General features: G+C 65.6%; 24 protein-coding genes. 13 read left to right on the forward strand and 11 right to left on the reverse strand.

The window, feature by feature from the left end:
• Positions 1-57: 57 nt before the first annotated feature.
• Complete coding sequence (locus tag ACYQ3G_RS12225) at positions 58-249, reverse strand: hypothetical protein (protein ID WP_028576125.1); 192 nt, start codon at positions 247-249, stop codon at positions 58-60.
• A 76-nt stretch (positions 250-325) separates the two neighbouring features.
• On the opposite strand from ACYQ3G_RS12225, the gene ACYQ3G_RS12230 reads away from it, so the two are divergent.
• On the forward strand, positions 326-520 hold the full coding sequence (locus ACYQ3G_RS12230; RefSeq protein WP_028576124.1) for an FmdB family zinc ribbon protein: 195 nt from the start codon (positions 326-328) through the stop codon (positions 518-520).
• A gap of 90 nt (positions 521-610) precedes the next feature.
• On the opposite strand, the gene ACYQ3G_RS12235 is transcribed toward ACYQ3G_RS12230, so the two are convergent.
• Genes ACYQ3G_RS12235 through potA form a run of 4 tightly spaced genes read right to left on the reverse strand, consistent with a single transcriptional unit; the run spans position 611 to position 4,386 of the window.
• Positions 611-1,639: an extracellular solute-binding protein gene (locus tag ACYQ3G_RS12235; RefSeq protein WP_459826094.1), complete on the reverse strand. Its 1,029-nt coding sequence runs from the start codon at positions 1,637-1,639 to the stop codon at positions 611-613.
• Positions 1,636-2,400, reverse strand: coding sequence for a spermidine/putrescine ABC transporter permease PotC (potC, locus tag ACYQ3G_RS12240; RefSeq protein ID WP_459826095.1), 765 nt, complete (start codon positions 2,398-2,400; stop codon positions 1,636-1,638). Before potC ends, ACYQ3G_RS12235 begins: the two co-directional genes overlap by 4 nt.
• Positions 2,400-3,251: a spermidine/putrescine ABC transporter permease PotB gene (gene potB, locus ACYQ3G_RS12245; protein WP_459826096.1), complete on the reverse strand. Its 852-nt coding sequence runs from the start codon at positions 3,249-3,251 to the stop codon at positions 2,400-2,402. The genes potC and potB overlap by 1 nt, the downstream gene beginning before the upstream one ends.
• Positions 3,241-4,386: a spermidine/putrescine ABC transporter ATP-binding protein PotA gene (gene potA, locus ACYQ3G_RS12250; protein ID WP_459826097.1), complete on the reverse strand. Its 1,146-nt coding sequence runs from the start codon at positions 4,384-4,386 to the stop codon at positions 3,241-3,243. Before potA ends, potB begins: the two co-directional genes overlap by 11 nt.
• A 242-nt stretch (positions 4,387-4,628) precedes the next feature.
• On the opposite strand from potA, the gene ACYQ3G_RS12255 reads away from it, so the two are divergent.
• The 4 genes from ACYQ3G_RS12255 to ACYQ3G_RS12270 are packed head-to-tail and all read left to right on the forward strand — an operon-like array spanning position 4,629 to position 8,344.
• Complete coding sequence (locus ACYQ3G_RS12255) at positions 4,629-6,185, forward strand: NAD(P)H-hydrate dehydratase (RefSeq protein ID WP_459826098.1); 1,557 nt, start codon at positions 4,629-4,631, stop codon at positions 6,183-6,185.
• Positions 6,161-6,616: a CBS domain-containing protein gene (locus tag ACYQ3G_RS12260; protein ID WP_028576118.1), complete on the forward strand. Its 456-nt coding sequence runs from the start codon at positions 6,161-6,163 to the stop codon at positions 6,614-6,616. The genes ACYQ3G_RS12255 and ACYQ3G_RS12260 overlap by 25 nt, the downstream gene beginning before the upstream one ends.
• Entirely contained in the window at positions 6,613-7,089 is a 477-nt protein-coding gene (gene tsaE, locus ACYQ3G_RS12265) for a tRNA (adenosine(37)-N6)-threonylcarbamoyltransferase complex ATPase subunit type 1 TsaE (protein WP_459826099.1), read from the forward strand. The genes ACYQ3G_RS12260 and tsaE overlap by 4 nt, the downstream gene beginning before the upstream one ends.
• A 4-nt stretch (positions 7,090-7,093) precedes the next feature.
• On the forward strand, positions 7,094-8,344 hold the full coding sequence (locus ACYQ3G_RS12270; protein WP_459826100.1) for a replication-associated recombination protein A: 1,251 nt from the start codon (positions 7,094-7,096) through the stop codon (positions 8,342-8,344).
• Positions 8,345-8,882: 538 nt separating this feature from the next.
• On the opposite strand, the gene radA is transcribed toward ACYQ3G_RS12270, so the two are convergent.
• From radA to ACYQ3G_RS12295, 5 genes are read right to left on the reverse strand one after another with little or no spacing between them, the layout of a single operon-like run.
• Positions 8,883-10,214, reverse strand: a complete 1,332-nt coding sequence (gene radA, locus ACYQ3G_RS12275) for a DNA repair protein RadA (RefSeq protein ID WP_459826101.1) — start codon at positions 10,212-10,214, stop codon at positions 8,883-8,885.
• Between the two features lie 52 nt (positions 10,215-10,266).
• The gene (locus tag ACYQ3G_RS12280) at positions 10,267-11,499 is read right to left on the reverse strand and encodes a DUF3426 domain-containing protein (RefSeq protein WP_459826102.1); all 1,233 of its coding nucleotides are present in this window, start codon (positions 11,497-11,499) and stop codon (positions 10,267-10,269) included.
• A 36-nt stretch (positions 11,500-11,535) separates the two neighbouring features.
• Positions 11,536-12,060 carry a hypoxanthine phosphoribosyltransferase gene (gene hpt, locus ACYQ3G_RS12285; RefSeq protein WP_028576113.1) on the reverse strand — a complete coding sequence of 175 codons (525 nt, stop codon included), beginning with the start codon at positions 12,058-12,060 and terminating at the stop codon, positions 11,536-11,538.
• Positions 12,061-12,075: 15 nt separating this feature from the next.
• Positions 12,076-12,543 carry an N-acetyltransferase gene (locus ACYQ3G_RS12290; RefSeq protein ID WP_459826103.1) on the reverse strand — a complete coding sequence of 156 codons (468 nt, stop codon included), beginning with the start codon at positions 12,541-12,543 and terminating at the stop codon, positions 12,076-12,078.
• Positions 12,544-12,570: 27 nt separating this feature from the next.
• Positions 12,571-14,982, reverse strand: a complete 2,412-nt coding sequence (locus tag ACYQ3G_RS12295) for a homocysteine S-methyltransferase family protein (RefSeq protein WP_459826104.1) — start codon at positions 14,980-14,982, stop codon at positions 12,571-12,573.
• A 215-nt stretch (positions 14,983-15,197) separates the two neighbouring features.
• Between ACYQ3G_RS12295 and ACYQ3G_RS12300 the strand changes: the two genes are divergently transcribed.
• From ACYQ3G_RS12300 to glpX, 8 genes are read left to right on the forward strand one after another with little or no spacing between them, the layout of a single operon-like run.
• On the forward strand, positions 15,198-16,229 hold the full coding sequence (locus ACYQ3G_RS12300; RefSeq protein ID WP_028576110.1) for a sigma-70 family RNA polymerase sigma factor: 1,032 nt from the start codon (positions 15,198-15,200) through the stop codon (positions 16,227-16,229).
• Positions 16,219-16,992, forward strand: a complete 774-nt coding sequence (locus ACYQ3G_RS12305; protein WP_459826105.1) for an HD domain-containing protein — start codon at positions 16,219-16,221, stop codon at positions 16,990-16,992. The genes ACYQ3G_RS12300 and ACYQ3G_RS12305 overlap by 11 nt, the downstream gene beginning before the upstream one ends.
• Positions 16,989-18,707: a tetratricopeptide repeat protein gene (locus ACYQ3G_RS12310; RefSeq protein WP_459826106.1), complete on the forward strand. Its 1,719-nt coding sequence runs from the start codon at positions 16,989-16,991 to the stop codon at positions 18,705-18,707. The genes ACYQ3G_RS12305 and ACYQ3G_RS12310 overlap by 4 nt, the downstream gene beginning before the upstream one ends.
• A gap of 11 nt (positions 18,708-18,718) precedes the next feature.
• A complete protein-coding gene (locus ACYQ3G_RS12315) occupies positions 18,719-19,501 on the forward strand; it encodes a hypothetical protein (RefSeq protein ID WP_459826107.1) in 783 nt (260 codons plus the stop codon).
• A gap of 20 nt (positions 19,502-19,521) precedes the next feature.
• Complete coding sequence (locus ACYQ3G_RS12320; protein ID WP_459826108.1) at positions 19,522-19,839, forward strand: hypothetical protein; 318 nt, start codon at positions 19,522-19,524, stop codon at positions 19,837-19,839.
• A 1-nt stretch (position 19,840) separates the two neighbouring features.
• Positions 19,841-20,278, forward strand: a complete 438-nt coding sequence (gene rpiB / locus ACYQ3G_RS12325) for a ribose 5-phosphate isomerase B (protein ID WP_459826109.1) — start codon at positions 19,841-19,843, stop codon at positions 20,276-20,278.
• A gap of 34 nt (positions 20,279-20,312) precedes the next feature.
• Entirely contained in the window at positions 20,313-22,289 is a 1,977-nt protein-coding gene (gene tkt / locus ACYQ3G_RS12330) for a transketolase (RefSeq protein WP_459826110.1), read from the forward strand.
• Positions 22,290-22,303: 14 nt separating this feature from the next.
• Positions 22,304-23,284, forward strand: coding sequence for a class II fructose-bisphosphatase (gene glpX, locus ACYQ3G_RS12335; RefSeq protein ID WP_028576103.1), 981 nt, complete (start codon positions 22,304-22,306; stop codon positions 23,282-23,284).
• A gap of 124 nt (positions 23,285-23,408) precedes the next feature.
• On the opposite strand, the gene ACYQ3G_RS12340 is transcribed toward glpX, so the two are convergent.
• Positions 23,409-23,915: a hypothetical protein gene (locus ACYQ3G_RS12340; RefSeq protein ID WP_459826111.1), complete on the reverse strand. Its 507-nt coding sequence runs from the start codon at positions 23,913-23,915 to the stop codon at positions 23,409-23,411.
• Positions 23,916-23,981 lie beyond the last annotated feature (66 nt).

The following is a 23,981-nucleotide window of genomic DNA, read 5'->3' on the forward strand; positions in this document are numbered from 1 at the left end:
GAAAAAATCCGCAAAAGCGGATTTCATTGCCGAGAATACCGGGGCTGTCAATCCGGCTCACTCGCGCACGTCAAGGTTCGGTTCGAAGAGCTGCACCAGACGCACGAACAGGTCCGGAATCTTCTCCGGGTCCGCGGCGGCGGAACCGGCGTATATCTTGGTGATCTCCAGGGCCGTGTCGATGCCGGTGGTCTTGCCGAACCCCACGTCGAAAAAGTCGTCCAGGCGCTTGCGCAATTGAGGATCCATGATTACCTCCTTCGATTGATTCGTACCCGTCACCGCAAACCGCCCCGCCCGGGGCGCTCACCCTTGGATTTCTACCATGCCCATCTATGAATTCCAATGCAAAACCTGCCAATTCTGTTTCGAGGAGATCCTTCCGGCCACGCACGAGGACATGCCGGCGTGCCCGCGCTGCGGCTCGTCCGAAAACGTGGTCAGGCTGGTCTCGGCCTGCGCCGCACAGCCCGGCCGGCAAACCGAGTCGACATGCGCCCCGCGGGGCGGCTTCTCCTGAGGATGAACGGCCCTTCCCGTGCGGAAGGCAAAAAAAATCGGCGTCACCCCACGCGGGGCAACGCCGATTTTTCATTTGGCCGCCACGCGGCTATTCGGTCTTGAGCTTCATCCAACACTGCTCGTAGGCCTTGACGGCCTCGCCGAGGTCGGTCTCGAACTCGCCACGGGCCATGTCCTCGGCCGCCGGATAGACGAGAGCGTTGGTGCGCACGTCCTCGGGCAGGGTGTCCTTGGCCGCCAGGTTGGGGGAGGAGTAGCCCATCTCCTGGCAAATGAAGGCCGCCACCTCAGGCCGCAGGAGGTAATCGATGAAGACGTGGGCGTTCTCGACGTTGGCCGCGTTCTTGGGGATGCAGAGGTTGTCCACCCAAAGGCTGAAGCCTTCCGTGGGGTAGACGAACTTGATGTCGGGATTCTCGCCGGAGGCGATGTAGGCCTCGCCGTTCCACAGCACCGCCGCCATGACCTCGTTGTTCAGCAGGGCCTGCTTGGGGGAGTCGGAGTCGAAGACGCGGACGCTTGCCATCAGCGGCATGAGCAGCTCGCAGGCCTGGCCGACCTTGGCCGGGTCGGTCTCGTTCAGGGAGTACCCGAGACGCTTGAGGCCCATGCCCAGCACCCCGCGCATGTCGTTGGGCAGCAGGATCTTTCCCTTGAGTTCGGGCTTCCAGAGGTCGGCGAAGGAGGTGACCGAAGCGGCGGCCGGGTCCTTGGCGTTGATGGCGATGACCGTGGAGCCCCACATGTAGGGGACGCTGTAGGTGTTGTCCGGGTCGAAGGCCTGGTTCAGAAGCTTGGGGTCAAGGTTGCCGAAGTTGGACAGCTTGGACTTGTCGATGGGCTGGAGCAGCCCCTCCTTGCGCATGCGGGAGACGAAGTCCGTCGAGGGGACGATGAGGTCGTAGCCCTTGGCGTCGACCATCTTGACCTTGGCGTACAGGGCCTCGTTGCTGTCGTAGGTCGACATGACGACCTTGATGCCGGTCTCCTTCGTGAAGTCCTCCAGAACGCTGTCGGGCATGTATTCCGACCAGTTGTAGACGTAGAGTTCCTTGGAGGCCGCCATGGCCTGGGAGGCCAGCAGCAGGCAGAGGGCGAGGAAGGCGAGACGTTTCATGGTTTCTCCTTGAGGAAGCGCTGCGACAGCATGACGGCCACAACGGTTATGAGGATCATGATGGCGCACAGGGCGTTGACCTCGGGTTTGAGGCCAAGTCGGACCATGGAGTAGATGCGCAGCGGCAGGACCTCGAAGGTCGGGCCGGTGGTGAAGAAACTGATGATGACGTCGTCCACGGACAGGGTGAAGCTCAGGAACCACCCGGCCAGGACCGCCGGGAAGATCATGGGCAGGACCACGTGCCGGAAGACCTCGTACTCCCCCGCCCCCAGGTCGCGCGCCGCCTCCACCACGTGCGGGTCGAAGCCGTGCAGCCGGCCGAAGACCGTGATGGCCACGAAGGGCACGCACAGGGTCACGTGGGCCATGAGCAGGGTCCAGAACCCCAGAGGCAGGGACAGGGCCATGAACAGGACCAGGAGCGAGATGCCGATGACGATGTCCGGCGACATCATCATGACGAAGAGCGAGGTGCGGATGACCTTGCGCGACGGGAAGCGCCAGCGGTGCAGGGCCATGGCGATGAAGGTGCCCAGGATGCTCGAGCAGGTCGCCGCGAGGACGGCGATGAGCAGGGAGTGCAGGGCGGCCTGCATGAGGCTCGTGTTGCCGAAGAGCTTGACGTACCAGTCCAGGGTGAAGCCCTTCCAGGCCATGGAGAAGCGCGAGTCGTTGAAGGAATAGATGACCATCACGGCCAGGGGCAGGTACAGGAAGAGGTACACCAGGCAGGCGTAGACCGTGCGCAGGGTTCGCATCAGGACGCCTCCCGGCCCAGGCGGGCCGCGCTCTTCCAGTACAGCAGGAGCATGAGGCCCATGAGCGCGGTCAGGGTCACGCTGGCCGCAGCGCCCAGGGGCCAGTCGCGGGTGGTCAGGAACTGGTCGCGGATGAAGTTGCCCAGCAGCATGGCCTTGGCCCCGCCCAGCACGTCGGACACGTAGAACATGCCGATGGCCGGCAGGAAGACGAGCATGCACCCCGAGACGATGCCCGGCATGGTCAGGGGCACGACCACGCGCCAGAAGGCCCGCCAGGGGCTCGCGCCGAGGTCGCGGGCCGCTTCGAGATAGCGGCGGTCCAGGCGCTCCAGGGCCGCGTAGAGGGGCAGGATCATGAACGGCAGCAGCGTGTAGGTCAGGCCCAGGACCACGGCCCCGGGCGTGTACATCATGGCCAGGGGCTCGTCGATGAGGCCCAGGGACAGCAGCACGTTGTTCACGATGCCGCTGGAGTTGAGCATGGCCGTCATGGCGTAGGTGCGCACCAGGGAGTTGGTCCAGAAGGGGATGACTACCAGCAGGAGCAGGGTATTGCGCACGGGCTTCCTGGCGCGGGCCAGGATGGAGGCGAAGGGGTAGGCCGTCAGCAGGCAGATGGCCGTGACCAGGCCAGAGAGCCTGAGGGACCCCAGCAGGATGTCCAGGTGAGTCCGGTCCATGAGGCGCGCGTAGTTGCGCAGGGTCGCGGCCGGCTCGATGAAATTCTCGGTCGAGGTGGTGCAAAAGCTGGCCAGGAAGACGAGGATGTTGGGCACGAAGGCGAAGACGGTCATCCAGCCCACGGTGCCGATGATCACGGCGCGTTTGAAGAAGCCGTCATTTTTCATACGGCAGCACCACTTCCCAGCCCTCGACCCAGCTCACGGCCACGCGGTCGCCGGCGCGGAAATAGACGGTCTCGTCGTCCTCGTTGAAGAACTCCGTGGCCGTGACCACCCCGCCGGCGTCCAGGCGCACGACGACGTCGTAGGTCGCGCCCTTGTAGATGGTCTCCTCCACGGTGCCGACGATGGAACGGCCGCGGGCGAAGGAGTCCTCGAGTTCCGGGTCCTCGGCCAGGTCCTTGAGGGTCTCGACGCGCAGGTCCTCGGGGCGCAGCAGGATGTGCGCCTTCTCGCCGGCCCTGAAGGCGTGGCCCGTGCGCATGAACACGTCAAGCCCGCCGGTGCGCACCCGTGCCCGCCCGTCGCCCGGCTCGACCACCTCGGCGTCGATGATGTTGATCTCGCCCACGAAGCGCGCCACATAGAGGTTGCGGGGCTCCTCGTAGACGGACACGGGCGTGCCGACCTGCTCGATGACGCCGTTGTTCATGACGATCACCCGGTCGGACATGGAGAAGGCCTCCTCCTGGTCGTGGGTGACGAGGACGAAGGTGATGCCGAGCTTGCGCTGGAGGTGCTTGAGGTCCAGTTGCATCTGCTTGCGCAGGCGGTAGTCCAGGGCCGAAAGGGGTTCGTCCAGCAGCAGGACCAGGGGCCGGTTGATGATGGCGCGGGCGATGGCCACGCGCTGCTGCTGCCCGCCCGAAAGCTTGCCGACCATGCGCCCCTCGAAGCCTTCGAGCTGCACCAGACGCAGGGTCTCGCCCACCTCGCTGGCGATCTCGTCGGCCGGGCGGCGCTTCATGCGCAGCCCGAAGGCCACGTTGTCGAAGACGTTCATGTGGGGGAAGAGGGCGTAGCTCTGGAAGACGGTGTTGACGTTGCGCCGCTCCGGGGGCAGGCCCGTGACGTCGCGGCCGTCGATGGCGATGGAACCCGAGGTGGAGTTCTCGAAGCCGGCCACGAGGCGCAGGATGGTTGTCTTGCCGCAGCCCGAGGGACCGAGGATGGTCAGGAACTCGCCGCGCTGGACGTCCAGCGACACATCGCACAGGGCGTGCTGGCCGTCGTAGACCTTGCTCACGTTCCGCAACCGGACCACGGGTGCCTGTGACTGCTGGGTTGCGGTATCGTTCATGGCCCCTCCTGACGTGGAATTCTGCCGGGGCGCTGTCATGACGACACCTTCCAGCAAGCCCTTTTTTTTGGAGAACTCGCGATGCGGAGTCAAGAATAATTTTCCGCCTTGCGCGAGATCGTGACATAAAGATCATGACTGGCATAGTGCCGCGATTCGTGGCAAGGACGGGCGGAAACGCGAACCGAGGCCTTCACCGCCGGCGCGAGAGCCGGGCAACGACAGCACGACGAGGAGACTCGATGGTCATCCATTTGCCCACCCCCGAGGAAATGGCCAGCTGGGACCGCCTGACCATGCAGGAATTCGGCCTGTCCGGCACGATTCTCATGGAGAACGCCAGCCGGGCGGCGCTCTACGCACTGAAAAAAGAGTTCGGCCCCGTGCGCGACATCTCGGCCATGGTCTTCGCCGGCCCGGGCAACAACGGCGGCGACGCCTTCGCCCTGGCCCGCCATCTCTTCAATCTCGGGGCCAGGGTCCTGATCCTGCATTCCAAGCTCCCGACCGCGTACACCAGCGACCCCGCCTACCACCTGCGGCTGGCGGAGAGCATGGGCATCCCCTGCTACTACCTCCCCGAGTACGAGCTCGACGCCCTGCCCAAGATCGACCTGATCGTGGACGGCCTCTTCGGCACCGGCTTCAAGGACATGCTGAGCCCCGCGGCCCAGTCCTGGATCAAGTCCATAAATAAGCTCGGCAAGCGCTCCTTCGTCCTGTCCCTGGACATCCCCTCGGGCCTGAACGGCGCCACCGGCGAACCCATGCCCGTGGCCGTCAAGGCCGACCTGACCGTGACCTTCGAGGAGGCCAAGCTCGGCCTTTTCCTGCCCCCGGCCAAAGCGCACGTCGGCAAGCTCGTCACGTCCAAGATCGGCATCCCCCGGCACATCAAGCAGAGCCACCCCGCGTCCCACATCGCCCTGGCGCCGGACCTGGTGAAGGTGCTGCCCGAAACCTCCGCGACCATGCACAAGGGCGAGGCCGGACATCTGCTGGTGCTCGGCGGTTCGCCGGGCCTGACGGGAGCGCCCATGCTCGCGGCGCGCGCCGCCTTCCGCTCGGGGGCGGGGCTGGTCAGCATCGCCTGCCCCAAAGCCCTGACCGCGTTCTACGGCAGCTTCCCCGAGGTCATGACCATCGGCCTGGGCCAGGGAGACAACTGGGACGCCGCCTGCCTCGACTCCCTGCGCCCGCACCTGCAGCGCTTCTCGGCCGTGGTCTTCGGGCCCGGACTGGGCCGCACCGACGGTGCCGCCGAATTTCTGGAGCGCTACCTTGCCGAACCCCATCCCGAGACTCTCTTCGACGCAGACGCGCTCTTCCTGCTGGCCAGACGCCCCGAACTGCTGGAACGGCTGGGCCCCGACGCGGTGCTCACGCCGCATCCGGGAGAAATGGCCAATTTCTTCGGCGTCACGCCCCGCGAAATCAACCTGGCCAGACCGCGCTACGCCAGGGAGTTCTCCTTCGGACACAGGGTCAACCTCGTGCTGAAGGGGGCCGCGTCCATTGTCGCCGGACACCAGGACCCCATCGCCATCTCGCCTTTCTGCGCGCCCAACCTGGCCATCGCCGGGTCGGGCGACGTGCTCTCGGGCGTCATCGGCAGCCTTCTGGCCCGTGGACTGCCGCCATTGACCGCCGCGCAGATCGGCGTGTATTGGCACGGGTATGCGGGCACGCTGCTCGCAGAGGAATTCCCGGACCGGGGCAACACCCCCCTCGAAATCGCCGATCATCTGCCAACAGCCCTGAAGGAGTGGAAAAAATGCGTACAGCTCAAGATATCATGACCACGGCGGTCGTTACCATCAGCCCCGAAGCCGACATCACCGAGGCGGCGAAAACCCTCATCGAGAAAGGCGTCAACGGGCTGCCCGTGGTCGACGCCGACAACCGTCTGGTGGGCATCCTCTGCCAGTCCGACCTGGTACGCATGCAGAAGAGCCTGCCCATCCCCTCGCTCTTCACCCTGCTCGACGGCTTCGTGCCCCTGTCCTCCACCGCCCTGCTGGAAGCCGAGGTCAAGCGCATCGCTGCCTCCAAGGTGGCCGATGCCATGAGCACCAAGGTCGTGACCGTCTCTCCGGACACGACCATCGACGAGATCGCGACCCTCATGGTCGACCGCAAGTTCCACACCCTGCCCGTCACCCGCGACGGCCTGCTGGTGGGCGTGGTCGGCATGCAGGACATCATCAGAACCCTTATGCCGAAGTCATGAACATCGTCCTGACCTCCCTCGAAGCGACCGCCAGGCTGGCCCGGACCCTGGCGGCCTGCATCGACGGGAGCCCCTTCCTTCCGCCCGTGCTCATGCACGGCCCCCTGGGCGCGGGAAAGACCACGTTTGTGCGCGAACTGGTCCAGGCCCTGCCAGGGAGCGACAAGGCTGAGGTCAGCAGCCCGAGCTTCAACCTGCTGAACCTCTATCCCACCGTGCCTCCCGTGGGGCATTTCGACCTGTACCGCACCACCGGCCAGGGCTTCAGCGCGGACCTGGAAGAGACCCTCCTGGCCCCCGACCACTTCTGCCTGGTGGAATGGGCCGAGCATCTCCCGCCGGACGCCGTTCCCGAAAGCTACATCGTGATGACCTGGACCGTGCAGGAAGAAAGCCGTTCCGTCGAACTGTCGGCCCGCGGCCGCGAGGCCCAGACCGTCCTCGACTGCGTGCAGAACGTCCTGGAGGCCTAGGAGCGTGTCCCAGAAGCGCCCCCTGGCCGAGTCCCTGCGGCCCCAGTCCCTCGACGATTTCATCGGCCAGAGCCACTTCCGCCAGCGGCTGCGGACACTCATGCAGTCCAAGAGCCTGCCGAGCCTGCTGCTCTTCGGCCCGCCCGGCTGCGGCAAATCCACCGTGGCCCTGCTCCTGGCCCAGCACACGGGGAGGCCCTTCCTGCGCCTGAGCGCGCCGGAGGTCGGCATCACGGCCCTGCGCAAGCAGATCCAGGACATCGAGATCCTCATCCTCGACGAACTCCACCGCTACTCCAAGGCCCAGCAGGACTTCTTCCTGCCCCTGCTGGAGACCGGCGAGCTGACCCTCATCGCCACGACCACCGAGAACCCGTCCTTCAGCGTCACGCGCCAGCTCCTCTCGCGGCTGCACGTATTGCGGCTGCGGTCCTTGGGCATGGCGGAGCTGGTGGACGTGGGCAAGCGGGGCACGGACAAGCTCGGGACGGCCATCCCGGAGAAGAGCCTGGAGCTGCTGGCCACCCTCTCGGGCGGCGACGCGCGGACCATGCTCAATCTGGTGGAGTTCGCCTCGGGACTCGAGGAAAAGGAACTGGAACTGGAGCACCTCAAGGCGCGCCTGCCGGAGATCGTGCTGCGCGGGGACCGCGAGGGGGACTCGCACTACGAACTGGCCTCGGCCCTGATCAAGTCCATCCGCGGATCGGACCCGGATGCGGCCCTGTACTACCTGGCCTGCCTGGTGGAGACGGGCGAGGACCCGCGCTTCATCTGCCGCCGCCTCATCCTGTCCGCGGCAGAGGACGTGGGCCTTGGCGACCCCATGGCCATGCCCCTGGCCGTGGCCTGCGAGCAGGCCGTGGAGCGCATCGGCATGCCCGAAGGCTGGATCCCCATGGCCGAGACGACGGTCTACCTCGCCCTGGCGCCCAAGAGCAACTCGGCCTACGCCGGCTACCTCTCGGCCATCAAGGAAATCCGCACCAACGGCCCCAAGCCTGTGCCCCTGCACCTGCGCAACGCGTCCACCAGCCTGCAGAAGGAATGGGGCTACGGCCAGGGCTACAAATACCCCCACGCCTACCCCGAAGCCTGGGTCGACCAGGACTACCTCCCCCCGGAGCTCAAAGGGCGCACCTTCTACCAGCCCAAGGCCCAGGGCCACGAGGAACGCCTGAACCTCTGGACCCGCAAGCTCAAGGCCTCCCGCGTCAAGCCCAAGGGCAAGGACGCCAAGGACTGGACGGGATGATCCGGATGGGTGAGGAGGGTCTGGCGATCCGGTGTCGCGAGCGGATGCATGCACCGAACGTGCGCGCCGGATCGAGTCATCCCCGTGAAGACGGGGATCCCTCCGCCAGCGGCCGAAGACATGGATTCCCGCCTTCGCGGGAATGACGTTGCGTGTGTGCGCCGACCGGAGTCATTGCCTTGCGTGCGCGGAGCCTCCTGGGCAGAAATTCCCGAAGACGATCTTGCCGTCGTCATCCCCTTGCGTACGAGAAGCCTCCATAACCGACTGAAAGGCGTCCCCCTGTCATGGAGGGGGCATTCAATGCCTTTCCCATTCGCGTTCGCGGCACCGACGGAGCTGTCTGGTCCGGGTCCGGGCGGGGGGCGGCGACTGTCCGACCGAGCCAGGCATCGTTTGCCGAACCGTCGCCCATCGCTCTGCCCCGACCACCCGCACCTCCGCGCGACGGTTGGGCTCTACGAGGCCGGCGAGGAAGTTTAGGCGCCCCCCGCCCGGACCCGGACCGGACAGCGGCCGCCCAAGCTCGCCCCTCTTCCTACTTCTTCCCCAGTTCCCCGAACAGCATCCGCTGCACGTCCGAAATCCTCGACCACCCGTCCCCCTTGGCCCCGGCCCGCGGATGCACCATGGGCGCATACCCCAGGTTCGCCGCCTGCCTCAGCCGCACGTCGTGTCCCGTGACGGGCCGAATCTGACCGTTCAGGTCCACCTCGCCCCAGAAGACCGCGCCTTCGGGCAGCGGCCTGTCGTAGAGCGACGACAGGATGGCCGCGACGATGCCCAGGTCCAGGCCCGGGTCCTTCATGCGCAGCCCGCCCCCGACCTTGGCGTAGACATCGACCTGCCCCAGGTTGACCTGCAGGCGCTTCTCCATGACGGCGATGAGCAGGTGCAGGCGGTTGGAGTCGAAGCCCAGGGCCGTGCGCCGCGGGAAGGCCAGGAAGGTCCGCGTGACCAGGGCCTGCACCTCGACCACGAAGGGCCGCTGGGATTCCATGGACATGACCAGGGCCGTGCCCGAGAGGGCCGTGTCCCGGGCCTGCAGGAAGAAGGTCGAGGGGTCCTCGATGACGCTCATGCCCTGCTCCTTCATCTCGAAGAGCAGGATCTCGTTGGACGGGCCGAAGCGGTTCTTGACCACGCGCAGGATGCGGAAAAGATGCTCCTTGTCGCCCTCCAGATAGAGGACTGTGTCGACCATGTGCTCCAGGAGCTTTGGCCCGGCGATCTGCCCGTCCTTGGTCACGTGGCCGACGAGGATGACGGTCACGCCGGTCTGCTTGGCCCGTTCCACCAGGGCCGTGGCCACGGCCCGGACCTGGCTGACGGAACCGGGCAACCCCTCGGCCTTGGACGAGACCATGGTCTGGACCGAGTCCACGACCACCAGGGCCGGCCGATCCTCCATGCAGGCCAGGATGTCCTCGGCCTGGTTGGAGGCCATGGCCGTGAGCCGCCCCCCCAGCATGCCCAGGCGCTCGGCCCGGCCGCGGATCTGGGACAGGGACTCCTCGCCCGAGACGTAGATCACGGCCTTGCCGGAGTTCTCCATGGCTGAGGCGACCTGCAGGAGCAACGTGGACTTGCCGATGCCGGGCTCCCCGCCCACGAGGATGACGCCGCCGGGCACGAAGCCGCTGCCCAGAACCGGGTCCAGGCCCAAAAGGTGGGTGCTGATGCGGTCTTCCTGGAACTGCGGCATGTCGCGCAGGTCCACGGGGCGATTCGCGGTCGGAGCCGTCCCCTGGACGGACTGCACCTGGACCGGTTCGAGGGTGTTCCAGGCCTGGCACTTGGGGCACTGCCCCTGCCAGCGCGGACTTTGGGCCTTGCAGGCCGAACAGACGTAAGCGGTCCTGGTCTTCATGGGCAATAAAAAAGGCAGGCCGGAGCCTGCCTCGTGGGGTTCGGGTTGGTTGTCATTGCTGCGGCAGCGTCGACTGGATCACTTCCAGCCCGAACTCCTCCACCGTTTCCGGCGCGTGGAAGAAGACGGTCATGAAGGGCACCGAGGCCCCGGGCTGGATATTGGTGTTGTTGGTCAGGATGCCGACCTTGGCCGTCAGGGCCGCCTCGATGTCGGCCTTGGAGGACACCTGCAGCTGGTAGAGAGACACCACGTTGCCGCACATGAACTCCTGGGAGGCCACATCCTTGCCCTGGCTGTCGAACAGGGAGGCCTTGAGGCGGATGAGTTCGCGGGCTTCGGGGAAGCGGTTCACGGCCTTGCCCTCGATGATGAAGAGCTGTCCTTCCTTCTCGTTGGGCACAAAGTACTGCCTCACGTTCTCCAAGGCGATCTGGGCCGCGCCTTCGCGCGGCGCGGCGCCCGAGGCGGCCGGGGTCGCCGGGGGCTCGGTCCCGAGTCCCAACAGGGCCGGACGGAAGAAATAGACGCCGGCGCCGGCGCAGACCAGCAGCACCATGAGCAGGCCAAGGACAAGTCCTGTTTTTCCGGACTTTTTGCCCTTGGCGACGGGAGCGTCCTCGTCGCGCAGGGGGTCGCGGTCGGCGGAACCGACGAGGGGCTGCTGGAAGGCGCCTTCGAGGTCCGCCAGCATCTCCCTGTCCACGGGCCGCGAGGGGGCGGCCTTGGCCATCCGTTCCTCGAGCATGGCCGTCAGATCGTCCTCGATGGAATCCTTGGCGGCAGGCTTGGACGCGGCCCTGGCCTTTCCGGCGTCGAGCAGCGCCTCCAGTTCGTCCTCCAGGGACTCGTCGACGGCAGGCTTTGGTGCGGGTTTTGGGGCGGGAGTTGCGGGCGCATCCTTGAACATGTCGCCGAACTCGTCTTCAAGAAAGTCGTCGACCGCGGGTTTCGGCGCGGCAGCGGCAGGCGCATCCTTGAAAACGTCGTCGAACCCGTCATCGGAAAAATCGTCGACCGCGGGTTTCGGCGCGGCAGCGGCCGGCGCATCCTTGAAAACGTCGCCAAAGCCGTCATCGGCGAAATCGTCGACAGGAGGTTTCGGCGCGGCAGCGGCCGGAGCCGCCTGCGCCGGGGCTAGCGGCTGCGCCGGCTCGGCAGGCTTGGGGCGGAAAACGGTGAAGACGCTCTTGCAGCGCGTACACCGGACCTTGGTGCCGTCATGGCCGATCTTGCTTTCGTCGAGATTGTATTTTGTCGTGCACTCGGGGCATTGAACGATCATGGCCTGTCCTTGCAAAAGGTCAATCTGGCTAAAGGACTACGCTTCGGAGAACTTGAGGTCGTAGATGCCGTCAAGTTCTCTGTATTGCTCGGCGTAGTCAAGCCCATAGCCGACGATATAGCCTTTATCCAGAGGAAAACCGACGAAATCGACCCGTATGTCGACTTCGCGGCGCTCGGTCTTGTCGATCATGGCCGCGATCCTGATGGACTTCGGCCCCCTGGCCTCAAGGACCCTGGTTAGGAACTGCATGGAATGCCCCGTGTCGACGATGTCCTCGACGACGAGCACGTGCTTGTCCTTGATGTCGATCTCCATGTCCTTGGAAAAGACCATCTTGGACTTGCGCGAGGTCTGGTCTGCGTAGCTCGACAGGCGGACGAAATCCATGCTCGGATGGATGGTCAGGTTGCGCATCAGGTCCGTGAAGAAGGCGTAGGCGCCCTTGAGTACGCAGACGCAGACCACGGGCTCATCCCCGTAATGTTCGGATATCTGACGACCGAGTTCGTGCGCGCGGGCCTCGATCTGGTTCCGGTCGAAAAGCTGGACGAATTTCATGAGCACTCCACTCTCTTACAATTCAATCATCATGGCCACTTCGTCACATTCCGGGAACTGGGGGCACTTGAGGCAATCGGCCCAGACCTTCTGGGGCAGAATGTCCTTGCTCACTTCGGAAAATCCCAGCTTCTGGAAAAAGGCGACCTGATAGGTCAAGGCAAAGACCTTGTAAACACCGAATGTCAGGGCATCGCTGACGCAGAACTCCACCAGCCTGCGTCCCAGCCCCTGGCCCTGGGCGCTCTCGGCCACGGCCAGGGAGCGGACCTCGGCCAGGGCCTCCCAGGTGATGGTCAGGGCGCAGCAGCCCACGACCTCGCCCGTCTGCCTGTCCTCGGCGACGATGAAGTCGCGCAGGTGGGAATAGAGTTCCCCGAAGGAACGCGGCAGGAGCAGGCGCTTGGTGGCGCAGTCCATGAGCAGCCTGTGGATGGCCTTGACGTCGGCGATGGTCGCCTTTCTGAGTACGAATTTTTCCATGTACGATCCCGTGATGTCGAAGTGATGTCAGCCCTGCCGGACCTCGGCGCACAGCTGCGTGGCCACCCGCACCGCGGCCACGGCGTCGTCGGCGTAGCCGTGGGCGCCGATCATGTCGGCGTAGGCGCGCGTGACCACGGCCCCGCCGACCATGACCCGGCACGTGAGCCCGCGCTCGCGCACCAGGCGCACGGTGTCCTCCATGCGCACCATGGTCGTGGTCATGAGGGCCGAAAGGCCGATGACGGACGCGCCGTGCTCCACGGCTGCGGCCACGATGTCGGCGGCGGCGACATCCTTGCCCAGATCCACGACGTTGTAGCCGAAATTCCTGAGCATCAGGCAGACGATGTTTTTGCCGATGTCGTGGATGTCGCCCTCGACGGTGGCCATGACCACGGTGTCGCGTGCCTCCTGCCCCTCGCGCACCAGCAGGTGGCGGATGGAGTCGAAGCCCGTCTGCATGGTCTCGGCGCACAGCAGGAGCTGCGGCAGAAAATATTCCTTCCTCTCGTACTTTTCGCCGACCCTGGCAATGGCCGGGATCATCTCGCCGTCCACCAGGGCGAACGGGTCAGCGCCTTCGGCGATGCGCCCGGCCAGGAGATCGGCGATGCGGTCCTTCTGCCCCTTCATGACGGCCGTGAAGACCGGGCTGCCCTCCTCCTCGGCGGTCGCGGCCACGGCGGGCCCGGCGGAGGCGCCAGGGGTCCAGCCGGAATAGGCGGCGATAAAGGACGAGGCCTGGCGGTCGCGGCCCAGGAGCACCTCGCCCGCGGCCAGGCTCTCGCGCAGGCGCGCGGTGTTGGGGTTGGCGATGAACGAGGTCATGCCCGCGCCCATGGCCATGGCCAGGAAGGTGGAGTTGATGAGGTCGCGGGCCGGCAGGCCGAAGGAAATGTTGGACAGGCCCATGGTCGAGCCCAGGCCCCAGCGCTCGCGGCAGTGGCGGATGACCTCCAGGCAGGCCTTGGCGGCCTCGGGCTTGGAGGACACGGTCAGCGCCAGGGCGTCGACCAGGATGAGGCGGCGCGGGATGCGCAGTTCCTCGGCCTTGGCCAGGAGTTCCTCGATGATGGCCAGACGCTCGGAGGCCGTGACGGGCAGCTTGCGGCCCTTGAGGGGCAGGAGGATGAAGGGCGCGCCGTAGTCGCGGCACAGGGGGCCGAGGGTCTCCATGCGCTCGGCCTCGCCGCTGATGGAGTTGACCAGGGCCGAGCCGGGGTAGGCCTCCAGGGCGGCGCGGATGGCGTCGGGGTTGCTTGAATCCAGGCACAGGGGCGCGGCGTGGGCGCTGGTCAGGGCCCGCACGGCCAGGGGCAGCATGCGGGTCTCGTCGACCATGGGCGCACCGACGTTGACGTCCAACAGGTCGGCGCCGGCGACGATCTGCTCCTCGGCGAAGGTCAGGACCTGGCGGGTTTCAAGCCGTTGCAGCTGGGCCGCAAGCTCGGCCTTGCCCGTGGGGTTGATGCGCTCGCCGATGATGCGGCAGGGGCGGTCGAAACCGAAGTCCACGGCCACCGAACGCGAGGTGACCGTCAGGCAGGGCCGGTCCTCGAAGGCCGGACGCGCCACGGGCCGGTCGCCGCACAGGGCGGACAGGGCCCTGATGTGCTCGGGCGTGGTGCCGCAGCACCCGCCCAGGCAGGCCACGCCGTCGGCGGCCAGAGTGGAAACAGTGGCGGCGAAGGGGTCCGGGGGCAGGCGGAAGACCGTGGCGCCGTCGACAAGTTCGGGCAGTCCGGCGTTGGGTTCGATGAGCACGGGCGCGGAGCAGGAGGCGAGGATGGCGCGCGCCACCAGGATGAGTTCCTCGGGGCCGGCGCTGCAGTTTGAGCCGATGAGGTCCACGCCCATGTTCTCCATGGTGCGGGCGAAGACCTCGGGGCTGGTGCCGGTCAGGCTGACGCCACCCTCGAAGGTCATGCTGACGCCCACGGGCAGGTCGCAGACCTCGCGCGCGGCCACGACAACGGCGCGGGCCTCGGCCAGGTCGAACTGGGTCTCGGCCAGGATCAGGTCGACGCCGCCGGCCACGAGGCCGCGGATCTGCTCCTTGAAAATTTCGACGAGCCCTCGGAAAGTGATGTCGCCCAGGGGTTCGACCATCTTGCCCGTGGGGCCCACGCTGCCGGCCACGAAAACGCCCTCGCCCACGGCTTGACGCGCGGCCCGGGCCATGGTCTCATTGACTTCGAAGACGTCGAGGCCCGCGGGAAGCTTGTGGCGGGTCGCGCCGAAGGTGTTGGTGGTTACGACACGGGCGCCGGCCCGGGCGTACTCGCCGTGAATGGCGGACACGACCTCCGGACGCGCCATGCCGAACTCCTCGGGGGATTGGCCGGGCCTGAGCCCCCGGCGCTGCAGCAGGCTGCCCATGCCTCCGTCGAAGATCAGTATGTTTCCGTCCTTCAGGGAACGGCGAAAATCGCGCATTGTACACCTCGCGTCACGGCCGTGTCGGCACCGGTTTGAACGAAGTGCCCTACTGAAAATCATTGAAAAGGACAAACAAAAACTCTATGATTGCAGACTTTGAAATAGCGGAGTGATTCGGCGCCCCCTCGTACTCGAAGCGTCCCCCCGGATACCGGTTTTCTCCTCATTTTCGGCCTCAGACGCCTAAGGATCGCCCCTAAACGCGCACCATCATGAAGTTCAAACAGCCACTCGAAGACGAAACCCTGGACGAGGAGTTCGAAGCGGAACCCGTCGAGGTCATCGAAGACATCGACGAAGATGACGGCGACGACGGGCTCGAAGACACGCCCCCGTTGACCGCCGGCCCGCTGGTGCTGGCCGCGCCTGCCCGGCGCGAGGTGGCCACCCTCGACCCGCTGCACATCTATCTCCAGGAGATCAAGAAATTCAGAGCCCTGGAGCCCGACGAGGAGTTCGACCTCGCGCGCCGCTACCGCGACGAGAAGGAGGATCAGGCGGCCTTCATCCTCATCACCTCCAACCTGCGGCTGGTGGTCAAGATCGCCATGGACTTCCAGCGGCGTTGGATGAAGAATGTCCTGGACCTCATCCAGGAGGGCAACGTGGGGCTCATGAAGGCGGTCCAGAAGTTCGACCCCGACAAGGGCATCAAGTTCTCCTATTATGCGTCCTTCTGGATCAAGGCCTACATCCTCAAGTTCATCATGGACAACTGGCGCATGGTCAAGATCGGCACGACGCAGGCCCAGCGCAAGCTGTTCTACAACCTGGGCAAGGAGCGCCAGCGCCTGCAGGCCCAGGGCTTCGACCCGAGCACCTCGACCCTGGCCGACAACCTGCAGGTCTCCGAGGCCGACATCGTGGAGATGGGCCAGCGTCTGGGCCAGCACGACGTGTCCCTGGACATGAAGATCGGCGACGACTCGAGCTTCACGCCCATGGACTTCATCCCCGCCTTGGAGGCCGGGATCGAGGAGAGGATGGCCGCCGACGAGATCAGCGTGCTCATCCACGACAACATCGAGGCCATCCGGGACGGGCTGAACGAGAAGGAGCTCGACATCCTGGAGCAGCGCCTTCTGGCCGACACGCCCATCACCCTGCGCGAGATCGGCGACAAGTACGGCATCACCAGGGAGCGCGTGCGCCAGATCGAGGCCAGGCTCCTGCAGAAGATCAAGAACCAGATGTCCAGCACCATCCAGGACTTTTCCGCCGAGTGGATCGAACATGAAGAATGAGATTCTACGCCGCATCAAGCAGGAGAGCGCCACGGTCACGCCCGAATCCCTGCCCAGCTTCTACACCGCCATGAGCGCCGAGCTGGCCTCCGCCAGGGACACGTTCTTCTCCCACCCCATGGTCCTGCGCTGCCGCGAAGACGTGCTGCCCTTCCTGAACGACGAGTTCGGGCACGGCATCGAGCACTCAAAGAAAGTGGCCATCGAGGCCTCGGCCCTCGTCCTCGGGGAGGCCAAGGCCCTGGGTTTCGACGCGGCCAGGCGGCTGGCCCTCATGGCCATGCTCTCGGGCCTGCTGCACGACACCTGCCGGCTGGAGGGCGAGCACGCCTCGCGGGGCGCCGAGCTGTCCCTGATGATCCTGCGCGACTACCCGCTTACCGACGACGAGAAGCAGATGATCGCCTCGGCCGTGCGCTGCCACGAAGCCTTCTCCCCTCCCATGGATTTCGGCCACGACCGGACCCAGCTCCTGGCCGACGCCCTCTATGACGCGGACAAGTTCCGCTGGGGGCCCGACAATTTCATGACTACGCTGTGGGAGATCTGCAACTACCAGGAATGGACCCTGGAGCAGATTCTGGACAAGTTCCCGGCCGGCCTCGAAATGGTCGCTGCGGTGCAGAACACGTTCAGAACCCCGGCAGGCAAGATCTACGGGCCGGAGTTCATCGAGCTCGGCCTGAACATGGGCAGAAAAATCTATCTGATAATACAGACATTTTGCCAGAAAAATGACTGTTCCGGACGCCTCATTCCATGATCATCACCCTTGCCATACGGTTTCTGCTCCCGGTCCTCCTGGCCGCCCTGCTCGGGTGCGCCGCCCATCCGGCGGCGCCGGACTCCCGCGCCCAGTCGGCGGAGGCCCCCTCCCAGCCTTCCAGACCGGCCCCGTCGGCCGAAGCCGAGGCCATCTATTCCTATCTCGCCGCACGCGAGCTGCTCCAGGAGCAGAGGCCTGATGAAGCCATCCAGGCCCTGGAAAAAGCCGTGGCCATCGAACCGACCCCGGAACTCTACATCGACCTGGGCAACCTCTACTGGCGCGCCTCGCGCTTCGCGGACGCCCTGCTGCTCCTGCGCCAGGGTCTGGACAAATACCCCGAATCCGAGCTTCTGCTCAGCACCCTGGCCAAGACCTACGCCGCCCAGGGCCGGTACGACGACGCAGTCCTCGTCCTCGACGACTACCGCAAGAAGCACCCGGAACTCCTCGACCTCGCCCACGAGGCCGCCGCGTACCGCATGGAGCAGGGGAATTACGGCGAAGCCGTCGACCGCCTGTCGGCCATCCCCGTGGACAAGGTCACGCCGACCACGGATTTTCTCCTCGGCAAGGGATATTTCGGGCTGGGACTCTACGACAAGGCCATCGCCGCCTACCAGCAGTCCGTGGCCGCCGACCCCGAATATTACGACGCCTGGATCGAGATGGGTCTGACCTACGAGGCCCAGAAGAACTACGTCGATGCCGAGCGCGTCTTTTCGCAACTCTTCGACGCCGGCATCGAGAACCAGCAGATCGTCTTCCGTCTGGTGGACCTGAACCTCAAGCTCAACAACCCCGACAAGTCCCTGGCCCTGGTCCAGCAATTCAGCGACGATCTGCCGCTGACCCTGGAAGCGGCCAACCTGTTCCTGAACCTGGCCTTCTACGACCACGCGGCCCAGCTCCTCGACCCTCTGGCCCAGCAGCGGCCCATCCCGGAAAACGCCCTCTTCTACCTGGCCATCCTCGAATACGAAGGGCGGGACAACCCCGAACAGGCCGTGAAATACCTGGAGACCATCCCGGTCAACCACCCGCACTACGAGCGCAGCCTGATCTTCCGCATCCACCTCCTCTACCACGGAGGTGACAAGGACGGCGCCCGGCAGCTCTGCCAAACGGCCATCGGCCTTTTCCCCAAGCAGCCCGAATTCCGCATTGTCATGGCCGAGCTGCACGAACGGGAGAACGAGTTCGAGCAGGCCCTGGACGTGCTGAGCCTGGCCGCAAAGCAGTGGCCCGACAACCTGACCATCCTCTACCGCACGGGCCTCGTCCACGACCGCATGGGCGACCGGGCGCAGGCCATGGCCATCATGGAGCGGGTCATCGCCAAGGACCCGGAACACGCCGACGCCCTGAACTTTCTGGGCTACAGCCTGGCCGAGCAGGAACGGGACCTGGACCGGGCCCTGCTGCTCGTCCAGGGAGCCCTGCAGGTCAAGCCGGACAACGGCTATTTCGTCGACTCCCTGGCCTGGGTCTATTTCAAGCAGAAGAAATTGCGTCTGGCCTGGGCGGAAATCAAGCGCGCCGTGGAGCTGGTGGACTCGGACCCGGTCATCTGGGAACACTACGGAGACATCGCCCGCGCGCTGAACTACACGGCCGAGGCCCGCAAGGCCTATTCCCGTTCCCTGGAGCTGAACGGGGACAACGCCGAGGCCGTGCGCGCAAAACTCAATGAAACCGGCCGGACACGATGACACATACAAAAATGCCGAAAACGCTGACACCCCTTCTGGCCGCCCTGTTCCTTTCCTTCATGATCGGCTGCGCGCCGCAGATCCCGGTCCGCGACCCCGAGGCCGTATCCCGCGTCTGGTCCGTCCTGCGCCCCCTCACCTCGGAGACCGACCGCGTCACGGCCCGCTTCTCCCTGCAGATCGAGACCCCGCAGCGCAACGGCAGGCTGGTCGGCCAGCTCTGGGGGTACGCCGCCAGCCTCGTGCGGCTCGACCTCGCCTCGGGCACCGGCGCCTCCGTGGCCATGATCCGCGAGACCCCGGAACTCTGGCTGGCCTACATCCCCTCTGAGAACAAGGCCTACCACCACCCAAGCGCCCAAGCCGGGCTCAGGCTCTTCGAGATCCCCGTGCCCTTCAACGCCAAGCAGATCGGCAGCCTCTTGACCGGCGACTTGGCTCCGGTTCTCGGCGGCGAATACTCCAGCGTGCAGGGCACCCGGGACGGCCGCATCAGCTTCACCTTCGCCCAGGGCGCGGTGACCCGCATGGTCGCCTCCGAGGACCTGCAGACCCTCGAACTCACGGGCCGCGGCGGCTGGACCCTGACCTGCGAGAAGCCTTACGCCTCGCCGGCCTTCCCCGACCGCCAGCTCTACGACAGGTACACCTTTTCTTCCCCCAGGGACGGCAAGGCCGTGCTCCGGGTCAAATCCCTGGAGCCCGGCGGTGACTGGCGCTCCTCGGACCTGGACCTGACCCTGCCCCAGGATGTGCAGTGGATGCGCATCACGACCAAACCCCAGTACAACTGATCAAACATCGGAGGGAGTGCATGCTCGCAGATATCGTCAAACCCGTCACCGCCGGATTCAGGCTCCTGTTCAGCGAGACCAAATGGGTCTTCATCAGGGGCTTCCGGCGTTGGGAAATCCGGCAGATGGAGAAGCGCCTGGCCGAGGAATATCAGAACCTGGGCAAGAGCTTCACCGAAAGCCAGGCCAAGGGCGAAGCCTTCGACCCCAAGACCAGCGACAACGACCTGACCCTGAAGCAGATCGCCTTCCTGCGCGAGGAACTGGCGCACCTGGAGAAGGACCTGGAGGCGACCAGGGCGGAATACGTCCGGGACCGCAGCGGAGAGGGCAAATAGCATGCGCACCATCGTCTTCGGCTCCGACCACGCCGGCTTCGGCCTCAAGAACATCCTGATGGAACACCTGAAGGACCGCTGCCAGGCCGTGGACGTCGGCACCCACTCCCTCGACAGCTGCGACTACCCGCTCATCGCGGGCAACCTGGCCCGCGAGGTCCTGAACCGCCAGGCCTTGGGCATCCTCATCTGCGGCTCCGGCATCGGCGTGTCCATGGCCGCCAACCGCTTTTCCGGCATCCGCGCCGCCCTGTGCGCCAACGAGTACATGGCGCGCATGAGCCGTATGCACAACGACGCCAACGTCCTGTGCATGGGCGAGCGCATCATTGGCGTGGACCTGGCCAAGGCCATCGCCGACGCCTTCCTGGCCACCGGGTTCGAGGGCGGACGCCACCAGCGCCGCGTGGACCTCATCGACTCCCCACATCAACCCTAACCGCGCATTTTTTGAGAATATCACGGGAAACACCATGACCACCAACGCTTCACAGATCGATCTCAAGTCCGTCAACGTCATCAAGGGCCTGATCATGGACACGGTCCGCGCGTCCAACTCCGGCCACCCCGGCGGGGCCATGTCTTCGGCGGATTACGCATACGTCCTCTTCAAGGAATTCCTCAATTTCGACCCCAAGGACGCCAAGTGGTTCAACCGCGACCGTTTCGTCCTCTCGGCCGGCCACGAGTCAGCCCTGCTCTACGCCCTGCTGACCCTGCGCGGCATCCTTTCCGTCGATGACCTGAAGGCCTTCCGCCAGTTCGGCAGCAAGACGCCGGGGCACCCCGAGCACGACATGACCGACGGCGTCGAGGCCACCACCGGCCCCCTGGGCCAGGGCTTCGCCATGTCCGGCGGCATGGCCGTGGCCGAGACCTTCCTGCGCGCCTACCTCGACGCCGAGACCGCCGGGCACCACACCTACGTCCTGGTGTCCGACGGCGACGTGCAGGAGCCCATCTTCCTCGGCAGCGCCGCCCTCTTCGGCCAGTGGGGCCTGGGCAAGCTCATCGCCTACTACGACAGCAACAAGATCCAGCTGGCCGGGCCCACCTGCCGCGTGGACAACGTGGACTACAAGGCCCTCTTCGAGAGCATGCACTGGCAGGTCATCGAGATCGACGGGCACGACCACGAGGCCATCCGCCAGGCCATCCTGGCCGGCCAGGCCGAGACGGCCAAGCCGACCATCATCATCGGCCACACGACCATGGCCAAGGGCTGCGCGACCCTCGAAGGCAGCGAGTCCACCCACGGCTCGCCCCTGCCCGAGGCCGAGATCAAGGCCACCAAGGCCAAGCTCGGCCTGCCGGACGAGGAGTTCCACCTGCCCGCCGACGTGCTCGCCCACTTCCGCTCCCGCTTCGAAGCCCTGAGCGCGAGCCGCGCCGCCTGGGACAAGGCCCTGGCCGCCAAGCTGGCCGACCCGGCCTTCGCCGACAAGTGGAAGAACGCCACGCAGCCCGCGTGCGAACGCAGCCTGACCTGGCCCGAGTTCGAGACCGGCGCCAGCGTGGCCACCCGCAAGGCCTTCGGCGCCAGCCTGAACGCCATGATGGAGCAGCTGCCGACCCTCATGGGCGGCTCGGCCGACCTCGACCCGTCCAACCAGACCGAGAAGTTCCGCGTCACCGCCGGCATCTTCAACGCGACAACCAACCCCACGGGCCGCAACCTCTGCTTCGGCGTGCGCGAGTTCCCCATGGGCGCCATTCTGAACGGCCTGGCCCTGCACGGCGGCATCGTTCCCTTCGGCGCGACCTTCCTGGTCTTCTCGGATTATGAACGTAATGCCATCCGCATGTCGGCCCTGCAGCACCTGCCCGTCCTGCACGTCTTCACCCACGACTCCTTCTTCGTCGGCGAGGACGGCCCGACCCACCAGCCCATCGAGCACGTCAGCTCCCTGCGGCTGATCCCGAACCTCCTGGTCCTGCGCCCGGCCGACGCCCGCGAGAGCACGGCCTGCATGGCCGTGGCCCTGAAGCAGAAGTCCCGGCCGTCGGTGCTCGTCTACACCCGCCAGGGCCTGCCGGTCCTCGACCTGCCCCAGCCCCTGGAGGCGCACGTGGCCAAGGGCGCCTACGTGGTCCGCGACCCCGAAGGCACCGCGCCCGAGACCCTGCTCCTGGCCTCGGGCTCCGAGGTGCACCTGGCCGTTGAGGCCGCCAAGGCCCTGCCGGAGATGAAGATCCGCGTGGTCTCGGTGCCGAGCATGGAGCTCTTCGACGAACAGAGCGCCGAGTACAAGGAATCCGTCATGCCCCGCTCCGTCTCGCGCCGCGTGGCCATCGAGGCCGGCCGTTCGGACCTCTGGTACAAGTACGTTGGCCTGGACGGAAAAGTCTGGGGCATCGACCACTTCGGCGCCTCGGCCCCGGCGGGCGTGCTGAAGGAGAAGTACGGCTTCACGGCCGCGAACCTCATCGCGTTCATCAAGGGCGAGTGATGTCCGGAGGAATGATGGAAGCACCGCAACGCAACCTGGCCATGGACCTGGTCCGGGTCACGGAGGCCGCGGCCCTGGCCTCGGCCCGCTGGCTCGGCAAGGGCGCCAAGAACGAGGGCGACGGCGCGGCCGTGGACGCCATGCGCCTGTCCTTCAACACCCTGGACATCGACGGCCGCATCGTCATCGGCGAGGGCGAAAAGGACGAGGCCCCCATGCTCTACAACGGCGAGCACGTCGGCACGGGCCGCGGCGCGGCCGTTGACGTGGCCGTGGACCCGGTGGAGGGCACCAACCTCCTGGCCTACGGCCGGCCCAACGCCATCGCAGTGGTCGGCCTGTCACCGGCCGGGACCATGTTCAACCCGGGCCCGAGCTATTACATGAAGAAGCTCGTGGTCCCGGCCCCGGCCAAGGGCGTAGTCGACATGGACGCGCCCGTGGGCCAGAATCTCAAGGCCGCGGCCAAGGCCCTGGGCAAGAAGGTCGAGGACCTCATGATCTTCGTCCTGGACAAGCCCCGCCACAAGGACCTCATCGCCCAGATCCGGGCCGCCGGCGCGCGCATCCAACTGCACACCGACGGCGACGTGGCCGGGGCGCTCATGGCCGTGGACCCGACCTCGTCCGTGGACATGATGTTCGGCACCGGCGGTACGCCCGAAGGGGTGCTGGCGGCCTGCGCCATCAAGGCCCTGGGCGGCGAGATCCTGGCCAAGTTCGACCCGCAGTCTGAGGACGAGAGGAAGAACGTGCTGGACTTCGGCCTGGACCTGAACATGGTCCTGACCACGGACACCCTGATCCGCGACGACAACGTTTTCTTCGCGGCCACGGGTATCTCCGGCGGCACGTTCCTGGGCGGCGTGAGCTACACGGGCACGGGCGCGACCACGCACTCCCTGGTCCTGCGCGGCAAGACCGGCACCATCCGCCGCATCACCTCCACCCACCAGTGGGACAAGCTGATGCGGTTCTCGGCCATCAAGTACTGAAAAATACGGGACTCCGCAGAAAAGACAGCGCCTCCGGCCGGTATCGGCAGGAGGCGTTTTTTTGTGCAGCGCAGTGCTGCGCGCCTTTCAGGTCAACGGGCTTGAGCAGCCTGGAGAGGGCCGTTCAGACCCTGAACCGGCAGATGCCGATCTTCGTCGCGGGCTGCTCCACAAATCTGCTTTTGAAAATCAGTTCGTTGTCGCGGTAGAAACGCAGCACGGCATCGACCTTTTCTTCGGCCGCCCTACGGTCGATCCTGCCCTTGTAGGTATGCATGACCAGATCCACCCCCATGTCGCGGGTGATCCTGTTGTAGAGAAAGAGCATGGCCGCGGTACCTTCCGCGCCGAAGAATTTCGTGGGCGCGAATGCGCCCTTCTTGCTTTCGAGCACGACGCCGTCATCGTAGGGCGTCGAGATCACGAAATTTTTCCCGATAATGACGACATCGTTCTCGACAAACACCTTGTCGGCAAAGGCCGCCCCGCAGCTCAGCAGGGAAGAGACTACGAACAGCGCGAACGCGAACCGGTACCGGCGAACAAACGACATTCCAGATACGAACTTCATAACGACTCCTTGCAGGCGCGCCTGCCGGCGGACAAAAATCCACCTTTTCCGGACAAACATCCCTCTCCGCCATGCGGGAAGCCAATCGGGCGGGCGTACACTCCCAGGCCAACGGCTTCATTTCCT

The sequence above is a fragment of the Desulfomicrobium salsuginis genome (genome assembly GCF_054657795.1).

Excerpts from the sequence above, each read along its gene's own strand:
- ACYQ3G_RS12225 (WP_028576125.1), bottom strand. The coding sequence starts at position 249 with ATGGATCCTCAATTGCGCAAGCGCCTGGACGACTTTTTCGACGTGGGG.
- ACYQ3G_RS12230 (WP_028576124.1), top strand. The coding sequence starts at position 326 with ATGCCCATCTATGAATTCCAATGCAAAACCTGCCAATTCTGTTTCGAG.
- ACYQ3G_RS12235 (WP_459826094.1), bottom strand. The coding sequence starts at position 1,639 with ATGAAACGTCTCGCCTTCCTCGCCCTCTGCCTGCTGCTGGCCTCCCAG.
- potC (WP_459826095.1), bottom strand. The coding sequence starts at position 2,400 with ATGCGAACCCTGCGCACGGTCTACGCCTGCCTGGTGTACCTCTTCCTG.
- potB (WP_459826096.1), bottom strand. The coding sequence starts at position 3,251 with ATGAAAAATGACGGCTTCTTCAAACGCGCCGTGATCATCGGCACCGTG.
- potA (WP_459826097.1), bottom strand. The coding sequence starts at position 4,386 with ATGAACGATACCGCAACCCAGCAGTCACAGGCACCCGTGGTCCGGTTG.
- ACYQ3G_RS12255 (WP_459826098.1), top strand. The coding sequence starts at position 4,629 with ATGGTCATCCATTTGCCCACCCCCGAGGAAATGGCCAGCTGGGACCGC.
- ACYQ3G_RS12260 (WP_028576118.1), top strand. The coding sequence starts at position 6,161 with ATGCGTACAGCTCAAGATATCATGACCACGGCGGTCGTTACCATCAGC.
- tsaE (WP_459826099.1), top strand. The coding sequence starts at position 6,613 with ATGAACATCGTCCTGACCTCCCTCGAAGCGACCGCCAGGCTGGCCCGG.
- radA (WP_459826101.1), bottom strand. The coding sequence starts at position 10,214 with ATGAAGACCAGGACCGCTTACGTCTGTTCGGCCTGCAAGGCCCAAAGT.
- ACYQ3G_RS12280 (WP_459826102.1), bottom strand. The coding sequence starts at position 11,499 with ATGATCGTTCAATGCCCCGAGTGCACGACAAAATACAATCTCGACGAA.
- hpt (WP_028576113.1), bottom strand. The coding sequence starts at position 12,060 with ATGAAATTCGTCCAGCTTTTCGACCGGAACCAGATCGAGGCCCGCGCG.
- ACYQ3G_RS12290 (WP_459826103.1), bottom strand. The coding sequence starts at position 12,543 with ATGGAAAAATTCGTACTCAGAAAGGCGACCATCGCCGACGTCAAGGCC.
- ACYQ3G_RS12295 (WP_459826104.1), bottom strand. The coding sequence starts at position 14,982 with ATGCGCGATTTTCGCCGTTCCCTGAAGGACGGAAACATACTGATCTTC.
- ACYQ3G_RS12300 (WP_028576110.1), top strand. The coding sequence starts at position 15,198 with ATGAAGTTCAAACAGCCACTCGAAGACGAAACCCTGGACGAGGAGTTC.
- ACYQ3G_RS12305 (WP_459826105.1), top strand. The coding sequence starts at position 16,219 with ATGAAGAATGAGATTCTACGCCGCATCAAGCAGGAGAGCGCCACGGTC.
- ACYQ3G_RS12310 (WP_459826106.1), top strand. The coding sequence starts at position 16,989 with ATGATCATCACCCTTGCCATACGGTTTCTGCTCCCGGTCCTCCTGGCC.
- ACYQ3G_RS12315 (WP_459826107.1), top strand. The coding sequence starts at position 18,719 with ATGCCGAAAACGCTGACACCCCTTCTGGCCGCCCTGTTCCTTTCCTTC.
- ACYQ3G_RS12320 (WP_459826108.1), top strand. The coding sequence starts at position 19,522 with ATGCTCGCAGATATCGTCAAACCCGTCACCGCCGGATTCAGGCTCCTG.
- rpiB (WP_459826109.1), top strand. The coding sequence starts at position 19,841 with ATGCGCACCATCGTCTTCGGCTCCGACCACGCCGGCTTCGGCCTCAAG.
- tkt (WP_459826110.1), top strand. The coding sequence starts at position 20,313 with ATGACCACCAACGCTTCACAGATCGATCTCAAGTCCGTCAACGTCATC.
- glpX (WP_028576103.1), top strand. The coding sequence starts at position 22,304 with ATGGAAGCACCGCAACGCAACCTGGCCATGGACCTGGTCCGGGTCACG.
- ACYQ3G_RS12340 (WP_459826111.1), bottom strand. The coding sequence starts at position 23,915 with ATGTTTGTCCGGAAAAGGTGGATTTTTGTCCGCCGGCAGGCGCGCCTG.